The sequence below is a fragment of the Flagellimonas lutimaris genome (assembly GCF_003581615.1).
Lineage (GTDB): Bacteria > Bacteroidota > Bacteroidia > Flavobacteriales > Flavobacteriaceae > Flagellimonas > Flagellimonas lutimaris.
In genome coordinates, this window is record NZ_QXFH01000070.1 from 243,553 (window position 1) to 260,994 (window position 17,442).

Here is a 17,442-nt window from a genome sequence, read left to right on the forward strand (position 1 = left end):
AATGATTCAGTTTGACGAAAAAATATATTTCTACCTCTTGGCCATAATTCCAGTTATGGTCCTGGCTTTCTTTTTTCTTCAAATCTGGAAAAAAAAGACCCAGAAACGTTTTGCCAATTCGTCCCTTTTAAAGCGATTGGCCCCAAACAGATCTAGTTTTAAATCAACAGTTAAATTGGCCTTTCTATTGGCCGGACTCGTATTTCTAGTTTTAGGATTGGTAAACCCTAAAATCGGGACAAAACTGGAAACTGTAAAACGTGAAGGTGTTGATATTGTTTTTGCCATTGATGTGTCCAAAAGTATGTTGGCAGAAGATATTGCCCCCAACCGATTGGAAAAAGCAAAACGCATTGTTTCGGAAATCATCAACCAATTGGCAAGTGACCGTATTGGAATAATTGCATACGCTGGGCAAGCCTATCCACAATTACCGATAACTACAGATTATGGCGCAGCCAAAATGTTTCTGCAGAGTATGAATACGGATATGCTTTCGTCCCAAGGAACTGCTATAAATGCAGCCATAGATTTGGCAAGCACCTACTACGATGATTCCCAACAAACGAATAGAGTACTCTTTATTGTTTCTGACGGTGAAGACCACTCCGAAAGTGCCACTACCAATGCGGTTGAAAAAGCCACACAAAACGGAATCCGTGTTTATACCATCGGAGTTGGACAAGCAAAGGGAGCACCCATCCCCATTAAAAGGAACGGCATTGTAGAAAGTTTGAAAAAGGACAATCAAGGAGAAGTTGTCATCACCAAATTGAACGAAAACGTATTGACAGAAATTGCCGACAGGGGCAATGGCGAATATATTGATGGTTCCAACACGGAAAGTGCCGTAGAATACATCAAAGAAGAACTGAACCGAATGGACAAAACGGAATTTGAAGCCAAACAATTTGCGGAGTACAAAGACCAATTTCAATGGTTTCTTGCTGCGGGCTTTTTATTTCTATTTTTGGACATCTTCGTTTTGGATAGAAAAACACAATGGTTGAAAAAACTGAATCTTTTTAATGAACATGATGAATAAGATAAAGTTGACATTCGGACTATTGCTATGTTTCGGGATTGTCCAAGCGCAGGACGACATCACCGAACAAGCGAACAAAGAAGCGGAAAAAGCATTACAGGCCTCCACCGACCTTACCTATGAGGCCAATGAGCAACTTTCTGCCAACGATTTTGTTACCGCAGAAGCAGATTATAGAAGGGCCATTTCCAAAAGCAATAAAAATGCCGCCGCAAGATTTAACCTAGGCAATGCATACTACAACAGGGAGAGTTTCGGCGAAGCCTTTGGAAGGTACAAGCAAGCAGGAGAGGCCACCGAAGACAAAGTAGAAAAACACAAGGCTTTTCATAACATGGGCAATGTGTTTATGAAAAATAAAGAATATGAAAAAGCTGTGGAAGCTTATAAACAAGCCCTCCGCAGTAACCCTAATGACGACGAAACCCGTTACAACCTTGCCTTGGCCAAAAAAATGTTGGAAAAACAACAGGACGAGCAAAAGAACGACCAAAACAAGGACAACCAAGATAAAAAGGACCAGGAAAACGAGGATAAGGATAAAAATCAGGACCAGAACAACGAAGGGGGAGACAACGAGAAAAAGGACGAAGGCGAGCAGAAAGAAGATGAAAATAAGGACAAAGGCGACCAAGGGGAAAATGGAGAAGATAAGCCCGAAGAAAACCAAAAAGGCGATGGGGATGAGAAGAAAGAACAAGAGAAAAAGCCAAATGAGGGAGATCAGCCTCAAGACCAAAAACAACAGCCCAAACCTAATCAGCTTTCCAAACAGCAGATTCAGAATCTGTTAGAGGCCATGCAAAACGAGGAGAAAAAAGTACAGGAAAAAATGGAGGCACGTAAAGTTCGAGGCAAAAAAGTTAAAAACGAAAAGGACTGGTAATGCAAGTGCTAAAGGGCAACATATTATTTATTTTGGGAATGTTCCTTTTAACAGGACTGCATTCATATGCCCAAGACAATGCCGAAGAAATTACGTTTACCATGAACTTGAGCAAAGAGGAATTGGGTCTAAACGAACGTCTTCGCGTGGATTTTACCATGAACAAAGATGGCGACAATTTTAAGCCACCCCAGTTTGAAGGTTTCAAAGTGGTCATGGGCCCCTCTCAGTCCATTAGCTCCTCTTGGGTAAATGGTAAGCGTAGCTTTTCTAAAACCTACACTTATATTTTGGTGCCCACCGCCAGAGGTAATTTTACCATAAACCAAGCTACCATAGAGATTGGCGGGCAAACCTATAAAACAACACCTAAAAAGGTTGAAGTAACCGCTGCGGTCGACAAGCCAAATTCTCAAAAAACGGTGGACGATGTCGCCGATGAAAGTCTTCATTTGGTCGCCGAGGTTTCTAAAGGAACCCCCTATCTCAATGAAGCTGTCACTGTTATCTATAAATTATATGTCAGTCCAAACATAAGCGTAACCAATTATCGTCCATTAGACAATCCAACCTATAACAATTTTTGGAGCCAGGACATTCCAGTTACAAAACACACTGCACAAAATGGCACTTACCAAGGTAAACCTTACCGATATGTGGTTTTAAAACGAGTTGTCCTTTATCCTCAAAAATCAGGGCAATTAAATATTGAGCCCCTTTCCCTGGAGATTTTTGTGGACGTGCCTACAGACAAAAGGGATTTTTTTGGCGGTCGGATTTATACCCAAACCAGCAAAACGGTTTCGGCAGGTAGCAGAACAATTAATGTAAAACCATTGCCAGAAGCAGGAAAGCCAGCCAATTTTAGCGGAGCAGTCGGGGATTTTGATTTTTCCGTAACAACAAGTAAAACGCAACTGAATGCATCGGAATCGCTCCAAGCCAAAGTTGAAGTCTCCGGAAAAGGGAACTTAAAGCTATTCCAACTTCCAGAACCAGAACTTCCAAGCTCATTGGAGGTATATGACCCAGAGTACGATGAAGATATTCGTACATATAGTACCGGCATGGAAGGAAAAGTGGTCAACAACTACACTATTGTACCCTCTTTTAGAGGTAAATATCCAATACCCAGTATTTCTTTTAGCTATTTTAATCCTAGAAATGGCAAATATGAAACCATCAATTCCGATGAAATCAATATTGAAGTTGTTGAAGGACCAGCAGGCAACACGGACAATAATGTAAGCCCCTCGACCAGCAAACAATTAGTTGTGCCCACGGGAGAGCAATTTCATTTTATCAATATAAACCCAAATCTAAGCCCTATTGGTGTTAATCGTTTTTTTGGCTCAAGACTCTTTTTTATTCTGTTGTTAGCTCCTCTTTTATTGATACCAATGACCATCTTTGCCTTTAAGAAAAGGGAAGCAATTGCTAGCGACGTAGTCGGAAATAAAATAAAAAAGGCAAATAAACTGGCTAAAAAATATCTGTCTACAGCAAAAAAAGAGCTGGGGAACAAAGAAGCCTTTTATGTAGCTCTGGAAAAAGGACTTCATAATTACTTGAAGGCCAAATTGCATATAGAGACCTCCGAGTTCAGCAAGGACAAAATAACCAATATTCTTTCGGACAAAAAGGTTGAAAAAGATGATATTGATGGGTTTATAGCACTGTTGACCAGTTGCGAAATGGCACGCTATAGTCCTTTTTCCAATGTTCAGATGCAACAGGATTATGAAAAGGCAAGTGAAGTAATTTCTAATTTGGATAAGCACCTATGACCATGAAGAAGATTATCCTTTTATTATCTCTCCTTTCATTCTCTTTTGGGTTTTCTCAAAACAAAGTCCTCTTTAACGAAGCTACCGAACTTTACAATAACGGAGAGTACTCAGCAGCGATAGAGAACTATGAGCAGATAATCGAAAATGGTGAACATTCGGCCTCATTGTACTTTAATCTGGGGAATTGCTATTATAAGCTTAATTCGATTGGTCCAAGCATATATTATTACGAAAAGGCATTGCTTCTTTCTCCAAACAATAAAGAAATCCAAAACAATTTAAGGTTTTCCCAAAATATGAGATTGGATGCCATCGAGGAAATGCCAAAGACCGAATTATCCAGGATTTATAATGTTATTGTTGGCATGTTCTCTTCTGACCAATGGGCCTACTTTGCCGTAGGTTTTGTTTTTTTGTTCGTGTTGGCCTACATGGCTTACTATTTCTTAAGGTCGGCAAATCAAAAAAGGGCCACCTTTATTTCAAGTATATTATCACTTGTACTTGGCGTTGTATGTATTTTAATGGCTTACCTTAACTATCAACGATATAAGAAAGACGACCCTGCCATTATTTTTAGTAAAGAAGTTAAAGTTAATTCGGAACCCAATAACAATAGCAGTACCATTTTTACTATCCATGAGGGTACCAAAGTGAATGTTCTGGATAAACTTGACGATTGGAAAAGAATCCGTATCGCAGATGGCCAGACAGGATGGCTGAAAGATGGTAATGTTAGGAAAATCAAGGACTTTTAAGGAAAAAAACGTATCCTTATTTATAAATCTTTATTTTTAATCAAAATTATCTCTGTGCTCAAAACAATACTTTTTCCAATTATATCTTTCCTGTTGATATTGTCGATATCGATATCGCCGGTTATTCCCTTATTGGATAAAGAGCTGGGAAAGACTATGATTCTTGGGGCGGCAGAAGAAGAAAAAAGCAATAAAAAGGAAGAGACAGAAAAAAAGTTTGATGAAATAGATGCTTATTTTAAGTACTTTCTAGAATTGGCTGACCATCAAGTTTCTCAAAAAACACAATTAGATTTTTTAGGATATATATTCCCAACTTCTGATTATACCGTTGAAATCTTAGACCCACCTCCCCGAAAATTGATTTAATCTTAAAATTCACATTCAAATCAATTTTTAATCGTCTTCTACAAAAATACATTCATGTAGAGGACTAATCTTACTTATTATGTTCAAGTATATAAAAAATGACTTGCCTGCCAGTATTGTCGTCTTTTTTGTGGCGCTACCACTTTGTTTAGGTATTGCATTGGCCAGTGGGGCACCATTGTTTTCAGGACTTATCGCAGGTATTATCGGCGGAATCGTAGTCGGGGCCCTTAGTGGTTCCCAAATTGGAGTGAGCGGACCTGCTGCCGGACTCGCGGCCATTGTTCTTACAGCTATTGGAACCTTGGGAGGTTATCAAAACTTTCTGGTTGCTGTAGTTTTAGGGGGCGTTATCCAACTTATTTTCGGATTCTTAAAAGCTGGAGTTATTGCCTATTATTTTCCATCCTCGGTAATTAAAGGAATGCTTACCGGTATTGGTATCATTATCATTCTAAAACAGATACCACATTTTTTTGGATATGATGCCGATCCAGAAGGTGATTGGGCTTTCTTCCAGGTAGATGGCGAAAACACATTTAGTGAAATTATTAATTCAATCAATTTTATTAGTCCAGGTGCAACCCTCATTGCGGTTATTGCCCTGGCCATACTAATTTTGTGGAGCCAGGTTTTGACAAAAAAATCCAAAATCTTTGAACTTATTCAAGGTCCTTTGGTAGCCGTAGTAATTGGGATTGTTTATTTTACATTGACGCAAGGCGATGGCACATGGGGCATCTCTGCAGAACATTTGGTAAAAGTTCCCGTTCCAGACAGTATTGAATCATTCTTGGGCTTTTTTAGTTTTCCAAATTTTTCTGCCATAACCAACCCTGATGTCTGGGTAACAGGTTTCACCATAGCTTTGGTGGCCAGTTTGGAAACCTTGCTCTGTGTGGAAGCAACGGATAAATTAGATCCCGATAAAAGAACAACACCCACCAACCGTGAACTTAGAGCCCAAGGAGTCGGAAATATGCTTTCCGGTCTGGTTGGAGGTCTTCCAGTGACCCAGGTAATCGTCCGTAGTTCCGCCAATATTCAATCCGGGGGTAAAACAAAGGCCTCCGCCATCATTCACGGATTTTTACTTTTGGGTTCGGTTATTATCATACCAACCCTGCTCAACATGATTCCATTATCTGTTTTGGCAGCCATACTATTTATTGTGGGATATAAACTTGCGAAACCCAGCTTGTTCAAAACCATGTACCAAGCAGGATGGAAGCAATTTGTTCCCTTTGTGGTAACCGTGGTAGGTATTGTTTTTACCGACCTTTTAGTTGGAATCAGCTTAGGTCTTGGAGTTGGAATCGTAGTTGTACTTATTAAAAGTTACCAAAACTCCCACTTCCTTCATATTGAGGATAAAAGTAATGGGGCTCATAAAATTAAAATGACATTGGCCGAAGAAGTAACCTTTTTTAATAAAGGCGCTATCTTAAAAGAGCTGGACAGTCTACCTGAAAATTCCTACCTTGAATTAGACGTAAGAAAAACACGTTTTCTTGATAATGATATTGTAGAAATCCTTGAAGATTTCTCAGATAAAGCAAAGAATAGAAACATTGACATAAAAATTATCTCCGAAAAAGGTGAGGTTGAAAATCCTGACAGTTATATAGAATTTTTTAATCTGACACCGAAAAAATCGGCATAAAACATACCTATGAAAGCACATACAAAAGAAACACAATCGACGATGACGCCAGAAAAGGCCATTCAATTTTTAAAGGAGGGCAATGAGCGTTTTCAACAGAATTTAAAAGCAAACAGAAACCTTTTAGAGCAAGTTAATGACACCAAGGATGGGCAATTTCCATTTGCTACCGTTTTGAGCTGCATAGACTCCAGAGTATCTGCTGAGCTTGTTTTTGACCAAGGACTTGGAGATATTTTCAGTATAAGAATAGCTGGTAATTTTGTTAATCAAGATATTTTGGGCAGTATGGAGTTTGCCTGTAAATTGGCAGGCACCAAAACCATTGTAGTTCTCGGGCACACTAGCTGTGGAGCGGTTAAAGGAGCATGTGACCATGCACGCCTCGGAAATCTAACGGCTCTTATAAATAAAATAGAGCCAGCAGTTTATGCCGTAAAAGAACCCAAAGAAGAATCCCAGCGGAATTCCAAAAACTTGGATTTTGTAGATGCAGTTTCGGTCAAAAATGTTGAAATGACCTTGGAAAACATAAGAAACCAAAGTGTTATCTTAAAAGAGATGGAAGAGAATAAAGAAATTGCCATAGTCGGTGCCATGTACGACATCTCGGATGGGAAGGTCACCTTTATGTAACAAAAGATAGCTTTGTGTAATAAATGCCAGTGGATTGTATCCATTGGCATTTTGTATTTATAATATTGCTATATTCAAACTACATATTAACAACCACACTATGTTTAAGCACCTAAGGGGAGATCTATTCGGAGGTATTACTGCAGGCATCGTTGCACTGCCCTTAGCCCTTGCATTTGGGGTGAGCTCCGGATTAGGACCAAGTGCTGGATTATACGGTGCTATTTTTATAAGTTTTTTTGCGGCTTTATTTGGAGGGACCAGCACACAAATTTCAGGCCCAACCGCTCCAATGACCGCCGTAAGTATGGTTGCTATTGCAGGTATTATAGCCATAAACGATGGCGACATCAACAAGGCACTCCCTGCTATTCTTACCGTTTTTTTATTGGCCGGAATCATGCAGGTAGGTTTGGGGCTTTTGGGAATGGGAAAATATATCAAATACATTCCATACCCCGTAGTTTCGGGCTTTATGACAGCTATTGGCATTATTATTCTAGTGACTCAAATATTGCCTGCCGTTGGGTATTATCCTGAGGAAGACGAAGCTTATGTAAATCAATTTATGCCGGAAGCTGAGGAACAAATTTTGGAAAATATCCTTCAGGAAGAAGCTGGTGAGGGTATTTTGGTTTTGGAAGATTTTACAGAGACCATAAAACGTGCTGACAAAATTACCCCTGCAGATATGCTAAAAGAAGCTGGTACCCTAGCTTCCAAAGAAGCATCAGGAGTTACTGGAACTTTTAAAGTGCTTCCCAGAGCCTTGAAAAATATTAATTGGTTGGAACTGGCTCTGGCCCTAGCTACCATTATCATTATTTATGGTTTTAAACGGATAACCACGGCTATTCCCAGTACGCTAGTGGCCTTGATTGTTGTTTCGGGTGTAGCTTTTGGATTTAAAATGGATTACAGGCCCATTGAACAGATTCCCAGTGGTTTGCCAATTCCCAATCTTGAGATTTTTACAGCATTTAACTTAGATAGTATTACTCCGTATATTTTTACTGCTTTTACTTTGGCCCTCCTTGGTGCCATAGATTCTTTGCTTACATCCGTTGTTGCGGACAATATGACCCAGACCAAACACAAACCCAACAAAGAGTTGATAGGTCAAGGTATAGGGAACAGTATAGCAGCCATTTTTGGAGGCATTCCAGGTGCTGGGGCTACCATAAGAACAGTGGTGAACATCAATTCCGGAGGGAAAACAAAACTTTCCGGTATGGTCGCCGGTGTGCTTTTGCTCATTATTTTACTGGCGCTGGGCCCTATAGCTTCGCAAATACCGGCCGCAGTATTGGCAGGTATTTTGGTTACTGTAGGTATCGGGGTGATGGATTACAGAGGCTTGAAGGCTATCCCCCATTTGCCAAAGGACATCAAAATCGGGCCGTTTAAACTTAGCTCGGAAGTGGTTATTATGCTAGTAGTAATGGTGCTTTCATCCGTTTGGAACTTGGTGTATGCCGTTGGAATAGGCTTAGTTATTGCCTCTTTAATGTTTATGAAGAAAATTGGTGACCTCACGGCACAACGCTCAAATGTGAGAGCCTTGCGCGAAGAGGCTTGGTCCGATGAAAAAAATATACCACAAAAAATAAAAGATGAAGTTTTTATAAAACATATAAAAGGACCGTTATTTTTTGGGTCTACCAACGAATTTCAACAACTGGCATCACAAATTCCCGATACAGCTTCTACGGTTATCATCAGAATGGGCAGAATGCAGTATATGGACCAAACCGGGCTTTACGCCATGGAGGATGTATTGCAGGATTTAAAGCGAAAAGACGTTACCATTCTCTTGGTTAACATATTGGATCAGCCCGAATATATGTTGGAACGTATAGATATTATTCCTGACCTTATCCCAAAACACCACGTTTTTAAAAGCTTTAAATCTTGCTTGGAATGGGTAGATGAAAACCTCAATTCACAAACATAAGTTTGATTATATCGTAATGCCCCTCAAAGATTTTCCTCAGGATTCAGGACCAATATATTTAGAGACCGTTGAAGGAAGGTTTCCAGTGGAGCCCTTTAACACCTACAGTAACTTAATTTTCCTGGTGTTAATCATCTATTGGGGTATAAAAGTATATCGCAATCCGAAACAACATCAATTTTTAGCTTGGGTTCTTCCCATAATCGGAATTAGTTATATCGGTGGAACAGTTTATCATGCAACACGCAGTCACGAGTTTTGGCTTCGTTTGGATTGGATGCCCATAATGTTGTTATGTGCAGCTTTGGTAATCTACTTCATTTTTAAACTAGTGAAGTCGTGGTGGCAACAACTTCTCTTAATCACGGCATTGCTCGGAGCATCCTTTTTGCTGAGGATTCTTCCCATTCCCACAGGTTTGAGGATCTCTCTTGGATATGTAATAACAGTGGCTACCATACTTGTTCCCTTGGTCTGGTATTTAGTCAAAACCAAAGGCAAAAATATAACTTACGTTGCACTTGCCTTCTTAATATTTAGTGTCGCCATTTTCTTTAGAAGTATTGATCTTTACCAAAATTTCTTTCCCATGGGTACCCATTGGTTGTGGCATCTTTTGGGTGGAATTGCAGTACATTTTCTAATTGCTTATATATTCAAGGACAATTTGCTAAATTTGTCCGCCAATAGCGCAAGCAATCATGATTGATACCATTAAGGAACATATCGCCGAAGTAGAAAAATTTACTTCGACCTCAATTGAAGAAATTGAAGCTTTCCGAATTAAGTATTTGGGGAAAAAAGGACTTTTGAACAGTTTCTTTGCCGAATTTAAAAATGTGCCAAACGAGCAGAAAAAAGATTTTGGCAAGGTTGTCAATGAATTAAAAACTGCCGCTACCGAAAAGGTCAACGAACTTAAGGAGGCCTTGGAAAACCAAACCGATGCAGCTGGAAAATATGGTGATTTGACCAGACCTGGTGAACCTGTGGAAATTGGTTCCCGTCATCCTATCAGCATTGTAAAGAATCAAATCATTGATATTTTTTCAAGAATCGGGTTCAATGTTTCTGAAGGACCGGAGATTGAAGATGACTGGCATAACTTTACCGCACTCAATCTTCCGGAATACCACCCTGCCCGAGATATGCAGGATACTTTTTTCATCCAAACGGATCCGGATATCCTTTTGCGTACCCATACCTCATCGGTACAGGTAAGATATATGGAAGGTAACAAACCTCCGATCAGGACCATTTCCCCTGGAAGGGTTTATAGAAACGAAGCTATTTCAGCTCGTTCCCATTGCTTTTTCCATCAGGTGGAAGGTTTGTATGTGGACAAGAATGTATCCTTTGCCGATTTAAAACAGACTTTGCAATATTTCACTTCAGAAATGTTCGGTAAGTCAAAAATTAGGTTGCGGCCTTCTTATTTCCCGTTTACAGAGCCTAGTGCAGAAGTTGATGTGTATTGGGGACTTGAGACCGAGACAGATTACCGGATGACAAAGGGTACCGGATGGTTGGAAATTATGGGCTGCGGAATGGTGGACCCCAATGTGCTTAAAAATTGCGGTATAGATCCCGAAGTGTATTCCGGTTTTGCCTTTGGTATGGGAATAGACCGCATAGCACTCTTACTACATCAAATTTCCGACATTCGCCTACTTAGTGAAAATGATGTTCGTTTTCTGGAGCAGTTCAAAAGTGCACTGTAAATCATTTTATGAAAAAGGATATTGAAATTCCCGTAGCCAAGGATGTGCATGTTGCAGTAATTCGTGAATGGAACGATGAATTTCTATCCAAAGATTGGAATGCCTACCTCATTAATAACAGAACGGATATCATTGAAATGGCCATTGTGGTTTCCAAAGGTTTTGATGGGGATACAAAAACCTCTACCATGCGCCACGGCATTGGTATTCTTGAACCAAAATCCTTTAAAAAAATTGAATTGCTACAAGAAGAGGTGCTCGCACTCAACAATGAATTCTTTGTTACCTTTTTTGCCGAAAACAAACTGTTTGAAAAAAGGTTCCTATTTCCTAAACATACCATCACCGAAGATAGCCTAACCACAATCCCAATCCTAGATAAAGAAGGAGTTCTTCCTGAGGGTTGATGAGTATTTGGCATACAAAACTTGTTGAATCCTATCATTATCAGTAATCTACGGGGTTATCTTACGTTGGAATATCTTCAAAAAAGCCCCCCTCAATAGTAGTTTCAGCTAACAATACTTTAAAAAAATCCCTTTAATTTTAACACATTCTTTTATAAACTGCTGATTTTTATGTTTTTAGTGTTGTTTTTAGCAAAATGATCGCATATTTTTAATTTCTTCTAAAAAACTAAAAAACCAATGGGAACTACAACTAACATCAACAGACGGGATTGGATAAGAAAAAGTGTGCTCACCGCGGGCGGTGCAATGGCCTTACCTTACATAGGACTAGCGGAAACACCAAAAGCTCCATTAACCTTGGACGCCGAAGGAAATGCAGTGTACAGTCCTTTCTTTAAGGAATATTTACCGAAACCTGAGGCGGTCCTTCCAGAACTGGCTGCAAAATTGAATGCCAACGAAAATCCCTACGGACCTTCACCAATGGCCTTGGAAGCCTTTAAAAATTCAGCTTCCGGAGGAAACAGATATGCATGGAAGGAATTGTTCCAATTAGTGGACAAAATTGCGGATTTTGAAGGTGTTGAAAGTAAAAACGTAATGATGGGCCCTGGTTCTTCCGATCTGTTGGAAAAAACAGCCATGGTATTCTTTATGAACGGAGGTAATGTGGTGTCTGCCGATCCTGCTTATATGTCCCTTATTAGAGTGGCCGAATCAGTAGGTGCCACTTGGAAGCCAGTTCCGTTAAAAGATGACTGGTCGCATGACCTTAAGGCCATGGAAGAAGCAATTGATGATGACACCAAATTGGTTTACATCTGCAACCCGAACAACCCAACTGGTTCCATGACGGATCATGAGGAGTTGGTCGATTTCTGTTCGCGAGTGTCAGAAAAAGTCCCCGTATTTGTGGATGAAGCCTACCTATGGTTCTTGGATGAAGGAGCTAAGAAAAGTATGGTTTCCTTGGTAAATGAAGGTAAAGACGTCATCGTCGCCAGAACCTTCTCCAAAATTCACGGTATGGCAGGACTACGTGTTGGGTACGCTGTCGCCCAAGAAGAAACCTTGGGAAGAATCCAAAAAATCACAAGAGGGGGTATGGGAATCTCTTTACCCTCCGTATATGCCGCAATGGCTGCCATGGATGATAATGCTTTTATCGAAAAATCCCGCGAGCTAAATGCAGAATGCAGGGATTACGTGTATAAAAGTTTGGAGAAAATGGGCATTACTTCTTATGTCCCCTCTTCAACAAGTTTTATCATTTTCCCTATTGAAATGGAGGGTAGGGCGTTTTTAGAGCAAATGACTGAGTTAAAGGTGGGGGTGCGTGCTTTCCAATTTATGGATCAAAACTGGTGCCGTGTCAGCATGGGTACCATGGACGAAATGAAAACATTTACCGCCGCACTCAATAAAGTGTTGGTATAGTGGATGTAGGCATTCAAAAAACCATTGTATTTCTTTTTTTCATCTTCATTGGGGTTTTACTCAAGGTAAAATTTAAATCCAAGGACGAGATTACTGGAATAAAAAAGGTAATTCTTAACCTAGCATTGCCCGCGACCATTTTTATTGCGTTGTTAGGGGTAAAGGTGGAATTACACCTATTAATATTGCCCCTTTTAGCGCTTGGGCTTAACCTATTGTTGTTTTTTGCCATGCCCTTTATTTTGCCCCTAATGGGTATTGGCAAAGGAACTTCCGAGTACAGAACCGCCAAATTATTGGTGCCTTCTTTGGCTCCGGGATTATCTTCCTTTCCTTTTATTTTAGAGTTTTTAGGAGAAAAATATCTGGCCAAAGCTGCCATGTCCGATCTTGGAAACAAGGTTTTTGTACTGTTCTTCTTGTATTTAGTCGCCATGAACTGGCACTACAGCCTTCAGTCCAATGAAAAGAGAAATGGTGGGACCAAGTTAAAGCCCTTAATCAAAGCCATGGTATCAGAGCCAGTAAACGTTTTTATTGGTGCTGCTTTAGTGTTGTTGGGATTTGGCCTTAGTATGGATTCGCTTCCTTTCTTTATGAGTGAGACCTTAGAGAAGCTAAGCTTAATCATGACTCCTTTGGTGCTCTTATTTATTGGATTGGCCGTGAAAATCAAAAGGAAACAATTCTTCCAGATTTTTTCCTTGTTGTGCACCCGTGCAGGATTGGTTTTGTTGATTTCAGGGATTTTCGTGACCGTAGCAGGAATTGAAGCTCGAAATGAAATTTTGTTGACCGTAGCCTTTGGCCTAAGTGCCTGTAGTTTTTGGCCCTACGCACACATAGCTGCAGTAGATAGTATGGAGATGGACAAAAAATCCAAGAAAAAAACATTCAGTAGTGACTTTGGTGTGGCCATATTGGCATTGTCATTCCCATTGTCCACTATCTTGATTTTGGCAACTTTAAACAGCGGTTCGTTCTTTGTGAACCCTTTCAATATTTTCATGATGGCCGTTGTGCTCTTAACAGTTGGTTTTGCAATTCCATTGATAAGTGGTGTCAGCAAAAAAAAGTGGTCAGAGCAAAAGTTGATCGATCATGAAATAAATTCTGCTGCCACAGAAAAAGCTGCCTAGGTTTCCAAAGAAAAGTTATTTTTAAATTCCTAACTTTCAAAAAATCAGTAAATCATGAAACAACTACTCGCTACTGTTTTGACCCTTTTTTTCGTTGGAGCGCTATCTGCACAGCAACCAAAAGTCAATCAAGACCGACTTGAAGACCGGATATTTAATCTTGCCGAATTTGGTCTGCAGGAAAATGGAGAAACGGAGCGCGTTGCCTTTAGTGATGCGGATATCGATGCCCGAAATTGGGTGATTAAAACCCTGAAGGGTTTTGGAATGGAGGTGAGGGTTGATGCCGCAGGAAACATTATTGGAAAAAAGCAAGGAACAGATTCATCAAAAAAACCGATAGCTTTTGGTTCCCATATTGATAGGGTACCCAATGGAGGCAATTATGATGGATGTGTAGGTTCCATGGCAGCTCTGGAAGTGATTGAAACCCTGAACGAGAACAATATTAAAACCAAGCATCCTCTGGAAGTCATCATTTTTCCGAATGAAGAAGGCGGGGTAATGGGAAGTAGGGCCATGGCAGGAAACTTGGGTAAATCAGCTCTTTCGGTTGTTAACTCTACAGGATATTCCATGGGTGAAGGCATCATGAGAATTGGTGGAGATACCACAAAATTTAAGGAAGCTAAACGCGAAAAAGGCAGCTTGGCCGCTTTTTTGGAACTTCATATTGAACAAGGAGGTAAGCTTGAAAAAGAAAATTTGGATATTGGTGTGGTGGAAGGCATTGTTGGCCTTAATTGGTGGGACGTAGTCTTTACAGGCTTCGCCAATCACGCAGGCACCACCCCCATGAACGCCAGACAGGATGCGTTGCTGGCTGCTGCCAAATATATTGTGGCGGTAAATGAGATTACCAATAGTTTTAAAGGAACTCAAGTGGGTACTGTGGGTAGAATCAAGGCGGAACCAGGTGCACCCAATGTAATTCCAGGAAAGGTGACTGCTAGTCTGGAAATTCGTGATTTGTCTTTGGAGGTGATTCAAAAAGTGTATCAAGCCATCAAGAAAAAAACAGAAGAAATAGCCGAAGCATCCAATGTGTCTGTCGAATTTTTACCATTGGACACAACTGCAGAACCAGCCTTGACCGATACAAGCATCCAAACAGAAATCGAATCATCTGCCAATGCACTTGGGTTAAGCTATCAATATATGCCCAGCGGTGCCGGCCATGATGCTCAAGATATATCAAGATTTGCTCCTGTGGGGATGATTTTTGTGCCGAGCAAAGGAGGGATTAGTCATTCACCCAAAGAGTTTACTTCAGCAGAAGATATGGCAAACGGTGCCAATGTGCTTTTGCGCACTATTTTGTCGTTAGATAAGAAGTTGGATTGATTATTCGGCCTTCTTTAGCAAAAGAATCTTCCTAACAGCATTCGCAATCAAACCAATGCTTAACCAATAGGTGCTTAAAATCACAATGCTGGAATAATCAAAATCTGTTTTGAATTTTGATATGGCAATCATGGTATCGGAAAACATAAAGAGCAAAACAGCTATAGCTATCCAAAGAAATTCTTTTCTCTTTTCCTTAAGGAAAAGCCCAATACCTTGCCACGCCATAAAACAAATAACCACCACGTAACCACCGACGGGAATTATAAAGTCTCCCAAACCAGGTTTCAACCATAAGAACAATGAGGTCCCAATGGCATAAAGAATCAAAAAAGAAATCCAATGCGGGTGAAATCCTTTAAGGTTTATAAACCCAATTGTAAATAGGATATGTGCCACCAAAAAAGCGGCGAGTCCGAACACAAAATAAGCTGGAAATAACAAAAGTATATCCCCCAACAAACAAAACAACAACGCGGAAATCATTAACTTTTTAAACTTGGAAGACTCTTGTTCGGGCAGAAAAATCAATAAAGAAGTCACCAGAATAGTGGTCAATGGCTTTAAAAACATATAAACCGTCCTATTGTCCGAAAACTCCATCAAAATGGCCAAAACAGCGCTTAAAACAATCAACAGGTTGATTGTTCTCGATGCATGCGGTGCTTTTCTTACCATTGCTTAAATGGTTTTTTACTTAATTGGGAATTGTAATATTGAACTTGGCCTGTTACTTCCTCGCCCAACCAATCAGGTTTCTCAAAACGCTCGTCCTCATGGTTCAATTCAATTTCTGCCAAAACGAGACCTTTATTCTCTCCCAAAAACTCATCTACCTCATACAAATGATTGCCAAAAGGCACTTCAAACCTTATTTTTTCCAAGATACCTGCTTCACAAAGGTCAATAAGATTGGCCGCTTCCGAAGCAGTAATTTCCGTTTCCCATTCAAATCGGGTAGTTCCTGATGCGTTACTAGCTCCCTTAACGGTCAAAAAGCCCTTATCACCCTTTATTCTAACCCTAACGGTTCGATCGGGGTCAGTGTTCAGGAATCCCTGTACTATTCGCGTTTGGGATGTGAATTTCTGTTTAAATCCATCAGACCTGACTAAAAATTTACGTTCTATTTCCAAATGTTCCATCAAACTAAATATACCCTAAATTTGAAAATGGACTTTGATTTTCCTTTAAGAAAAATTATTCATGTAGATATGGACGCCTTTTATGCGTCCGTAGAACAGCATGACAACCCCGAACTTAAAGGGAAGCCTATTGCCGTAGGTGGAGGCTCCAAAAGAGGTGTGGTTTCTGCCGCTAGCTACGAGGCAAGAAAATTTGGAGTACGGAGTGCCATGGCGGGATCCATTGCGAGAAGAAATTGTCCTGAACTCATCTTTGTAAAGCCCCGTTTTGATCGCTACAAAGAGGTTTCCATGCAGATCCGGAGTGTCTTTTTTGAATACACGGATTTGGTTGAACCCCTCTCTTTGGACGAGGCTTATTTGGATGTGACCGAGAATAAAAAAGGAAATCCGTCCGCTACTTTGATTGCCCGAGAAATTCGTCAAAAAATATTTGATAAAACAGGGATGACGGCTTCGGCTGGAATCTCCATAAACAAGTTTATAGCCAAGGTCGCCAGCGATTACAACAAACCCAACGGACAAAAAACGGTAAACCCCGAAGAAGTCATTGAATTTTTGGAAAACTTGGATATTAGAAAGTTTTATGGTGTGGGCAAGGTGACCGCCGAAAAAATGTATCGTTTGGGGATTTTTACCGGACTGGACCTAAAGAAAAAATCCCTTGAATTTTTGGAGGACCATTTTGGAAAAAGTGGTGGTTACTATTACAATGTAGTCCGCGGAATTCACTTGAGTAGCGTAAAACCCCATCGTATTCCTAAATCCGTAGGTGCCGAGCGCACGTTTTTTGAGAACCTGAGCAGCGAGATATTTATGTTAGAGAAACTGGAAAATATTGCCGCCGAATTGGAAAGAAGGCTTCAAAAATCAGAAATAGCAGGAAAAACAGTCACTTTAAAAATCAAATACAGCGATTTTACCCTGCAAACCCGAAGCAAAACCCTCCCTTATTTTATTGCAAGCAAGGATTTAATTTTGGAAACTGCCAAAGAACTTTTGTACCAATCCACTTTGGAAAATTCAGTCCGGTTGTTGGGTATTTCCTTGGCCAACCTCAACACGGAAAAGGAAAAAAAGAGTGAGGAAAAAGAGTCGGTGCTCGTTCAGCTCAAATTTGATTTTTAAAGAAAAGGCCTCCCAAT

Annotated in this window: 17 protein-coding genes; 15 read left to right on the forward strand and 2 right to left on the reverse strand. The window is 40.2% G+C overall.

Annotated elements, in window-relative coordinates; all coding sequences use genetic code 11:
• Position 1: 1 nt before the first annotated feature.
• The 14 genes from D2V08_RS05550 (at position 2) to D2V08_RS05615 (ending at position 15,152) form a co-directional block, all read left to right on the forward strand.
• Positions 2 to 1,045, forward strand: a complete 1,044-nt coding sequence (locus D2V08_RS05550) for a VWA domain-containing protein (protein WP_119607072.1) — start codon at positions 2 to 4, stop codon at positions 1,043 to 1,045.
• On the forward strand, positions 1,038 to 1,931 hold the full coding sequence (locus tag D2V08_RS05555; protein WP_119607717.1) for a tetratricopeptide repeat protein: 894 nt from the start codon (positions 1,038 to 1,040) through the stop codon (positions 1,929 to 1,931). The genes D2V08_RS05550 and D2V08_RS05555 overlap by 8 nt, the downstream gene beginning before the upstream one ends.
• Entirely contained in the window at positions 1,931 to 3,718 is a 1,788-nt protein-coding gene (locus tag D2V08_RS05560; RefSeq protein WP_119607073.1) for a BatD family protein, read from the forward strand. The genes D2V08_RS05555 and D2V08_RS05560 overlap by 1 nt, the downstream gene beginning before the upstream one ends.
• A gap of 2 nt (positions 3,719 to 3,720) precedes the next feature.
• On the forward strand, positions 3,721 to 4,479 hold the full coding sequence (locus D2V08_RS05565; RefSeq protein WP_182835495.1) for a tetratricopeptide repeat protein: 759 nt from the start codon (positions 3,721 to 3,723) through the stop codon (positions 4,477 to 4,479).
• 54 nt (positions 4,480 to 4,533) lie between these two features.
• The gene (locus tag D2V08_RS05570) at positions 4,534 to 4,848 is read left to right on the forward strand and encodes a hypothetical protein (RefSeq protein ID WP_147374070.1); all 315 of its coding nucleotides are present in this window, start codon (positions 4,534 to 4,536) and stop codon (positions 4,846 to 4,848) included.
• Positions 4,849 to 4,927: 79 nt separating this feature from the next.
• Positions 4,928 to 6,511, forward strand: coding sequence for a SulP family inorganic anion transporter (locus D2V08_RS05575; RefSeq protein WP_119607076.1), 1,584 nt, complete (start codon positions 4,928 to 4,930; stop codon positions 6,509 to 6,511).
• A 9-nt stretch (positions 6,512 to 6,520) separates the two neighbouring features.
• A complete protein-coding gene (locus D2V08_RS05580; protein ID WP_119607077.1) occupies positions 6,521 to 7,147 on the forward strand; it encodes a carbonic anhydrase family protein in 627 nt (208 codons plus the stop codon).
• Positions 7,148 to 7,247: 100 nt separating this feature from the next.
• The gene (locus D2V08_RS05585) at positions 7,248 to 9,101 is read left to right on the forward strand and encodes a SulP family inorganic anion transporter (protein ID WP_119607078.1); all 1,854 of its coding nucleotides are present in this window, start codon (positions 7,248 to 7,250) and stop codon (positions 9,099 to 9,101) included.
• Positions 9,076 to 9,810, forward strand: coding sequence for a ceramidase (locus D2V08_RS05590; RefSeq protein ID WP_245980513.1), 735 nt, complete (start codon positions 9,076 to 9,078; stop codon positions 9,808 to 9,810). The genes D2V08_RS05585 and D2V08_RS05590 overlap by 26 nt, the downstream gene beginning before the upstream one ends.
• Entirely contained in the window at positions 9,803 to 10,822 is a 1,020-nt protein-coding gene (gene pheS / locus D2V08_RS05595) for a phenylalanine--tRNA ligase subunit alpha (RefSeq protein ID WP_119607079.1), read from the forward strand. Before D2V08_RS05590 ends, pheS begins: the two co-directional genes overlap by 8 nt.
• Positions 10,823 to 10,830: 8 nt before the next feature.
• On the forward strand, positions 10,831 to 11,229 hold the full coding sequence (locus tag D2V08_RS05600) for a hypothetical protein (protein WP_119607080.1): 399 nt from the start codon (positions 10,831 to 10,833) through the stop codon (positions 11,227 to 11,229).
• 240 nt (positions 11,230 to 11,469) lie between these two features.
• Entirely contained in the window at positions 11,470 to 12,669 is a 1,200-nt protein-coding gene (locus D2V08_RS05605) for a pyridoxal phosphate-dependent aminotransferase (RefSeq protein ID WP_119607081.1), read from the forward strand.
• Entirely contained in the window at positions 12,669 to 13,808 is a 1,140-nt protein-coding gene (locus D2V08_RS05610; RefSeq protein ID WP_119607082.1) for an AEC family transporter, read from the forward strand. Before D2V08_RS05605 ends, D2V08_RS05610 begins: the two co-directional genes overlap by 1 nt.
• Before the next feature lie 54 nt (positions 13,809 to 13,862).
• A complete protein-coding gene (locus tag D2V08_RS05615) occupies positions 13,863 to 15,152 on the forward strand; it encodes a Zn-dependent hydrolase (protein WP_119607083.1) in 1,290 nt (429 codons plus the stop codon).
• Here the strand turns inward: D2V08_RS05615 and D2V08_RS05620 are convergent, their stop codons facing one another.
• Together D2V08_RS05620 and D2V08_RS05625 are read right to left on the reverse strand one after the other, a co-directional pair.
• Positions 15,153 to 15,830 (reverse strand): lysoplasmalogenase, encoded by a 678-nt coding sequence (locus tag D2V08_RS05620; RefSeq protein ID WP_119607084.1) that lies wholly within the window; start codon positions 15,828 to 15,830, stop codon positions 15,153 to 15,155.
• The gene (locus D2V08_RS05625; protein ID WP_119607085.1) at positions 15,824 to 16,297 is read right to left on the reverse strand and encodes a CYTH domain-containing protein; all 474 of its coding nucleotides are present in this window, start codon (positions 16,295 to 16,297) and stop codon (positions 15,824 to 15,826) included. Before D2V08_RS05625 ends, D2V08_RS05620 begins: the two co-directional genes overlap by 7 nt.
• A gap of 27 nt (positions 16,298 to 16,324) precedes the next feature.
• Between D2V08_RS05625 and dinB the strand changes: the two genes are divergently transcribed.
• Positions 16,325 to 17,425: a DNA polymerase IV gene (gene dinB / locus D2V08_RS05630; protein ID WP_119607086.1), complete on the forward strand. Its 1,101-nt coding sequence runs from the start codon at positions 16,325 to 16,327 to the stop codon at positions 17,423 to 17,425.
• Positions 17,426 to 17,442: the final 17 nt, after the last annotated feature.

What these genes read in the sequence shown, in the direction of transcription:
- D2V08_RS05625 (WP_119607085.1), bottom strand. Translation starts at nt 16,297, where the DNA reads ATGGAACATTTGGAAATAGAACGTAAATTTTTAGTCAGGTCTGATGGA.
- D2V08_RS05555 (WP_119607717.1), top strand. Translation starts at nt 1,038, where the DNA reads ATGAATAAGATAAAGTTGACATTCGGACTATTGCTATGTTTCGGGATT.
- D2V08_RS05550 (WP_119607072.1), top strand. Translation starts at nt 2, where the DNA reads ATGATTCAGTTTGACGAAAAAATATATTTCTACCTCTTGGCCATAATT.
- D2V08_RS05580 (WP_119607077.1), top strand. Translation starts at nt 6,521, where the DNA reads ATGAAAGCACATACAAAAGAAACACAATCGACGATGACGCCAGAAAAG.
- D2V08_RS05590 (WP_245980513.1), top strand. Translation starts at nt 9,076, where the DNA reads ATGAAAACCTCAATTCACAAACATAAGTTTGATTATATCGTAATGCCC.
- dinB (WP_119607086.1), top strand. Translation starts at nt 16,325, where the DNA reads ATGGACTTTGATTTTCCTTTAAGAAAAATTATTCATGTAGATATGGAC.
- D2V08_RS05575 (WP_119607076.1), top strand. Translation starts at nt 4,928, where the DNA reads ATGTTCAAGTATATAAAAAATGACTTGCCTGCCAGTATTGTCGTCTTT.
- D2V08_RS05615 (WP_119607083.1), top strand. Translation starts at nt 13,863, where the DNA reads ATGAAACAACTACTCGCTACTGTTTTGACCCTTTTTTTCGTTGGAGCG.
- pheS (WP_119607079.1), top strand. Translation starts at nt 9,803, where the DNA reads ATGATTGATACCATTAAGGAACATATCGCCGAAGTAGAAAAATTTACT.
- D2V08_RS05565 (WP_182835495.1), top strand. Translation starts at nt 3,721, where the DNA reads ATGAAGAAGATTATCCTTTTATTATCTCTCCTTTCATTCTCTTTTGGG.
- D2V08_RS05560 (WP_119607073.1), top strand. Translation starts at nt 1,931, where the DNA reads ATGCAAGTGCTAAAGGGCAACATATTATTTATTTTGGGAATGTTCCTT.
- D2V08_RS05605 (WP_119607081.1), top strand. Translation starts at nt 11,470, where the DNA reads ATGGGAACTACAACTAACATCAACAGACGGGATTGGATAAGAAAAAGT.
- D2V08_RS05585 (WP_119607078.1), top strand. Translation starts at nt 7,248, where the DNA reads ATGTTTAAGCACCTAAGGGGAGATCTATTCGGAGGTATTACTGCAGGC.
- D2V08_RS05620 (WP_119607084.1), bottom strand. Translation starts at nt 15,830, where the DNA reads ATGGTAAGAAAAGCACCGCATGCATCGAGAACAATCAACCTGTTGATT.
- D2V08_RS05600 (WP_119607080.1), top strand. Translation starts at nt 10,831, where the DNA reads ATGAAAAAGGATATTGAAATTCCCGTAGCCAAGGATGTGCATGTTGCA.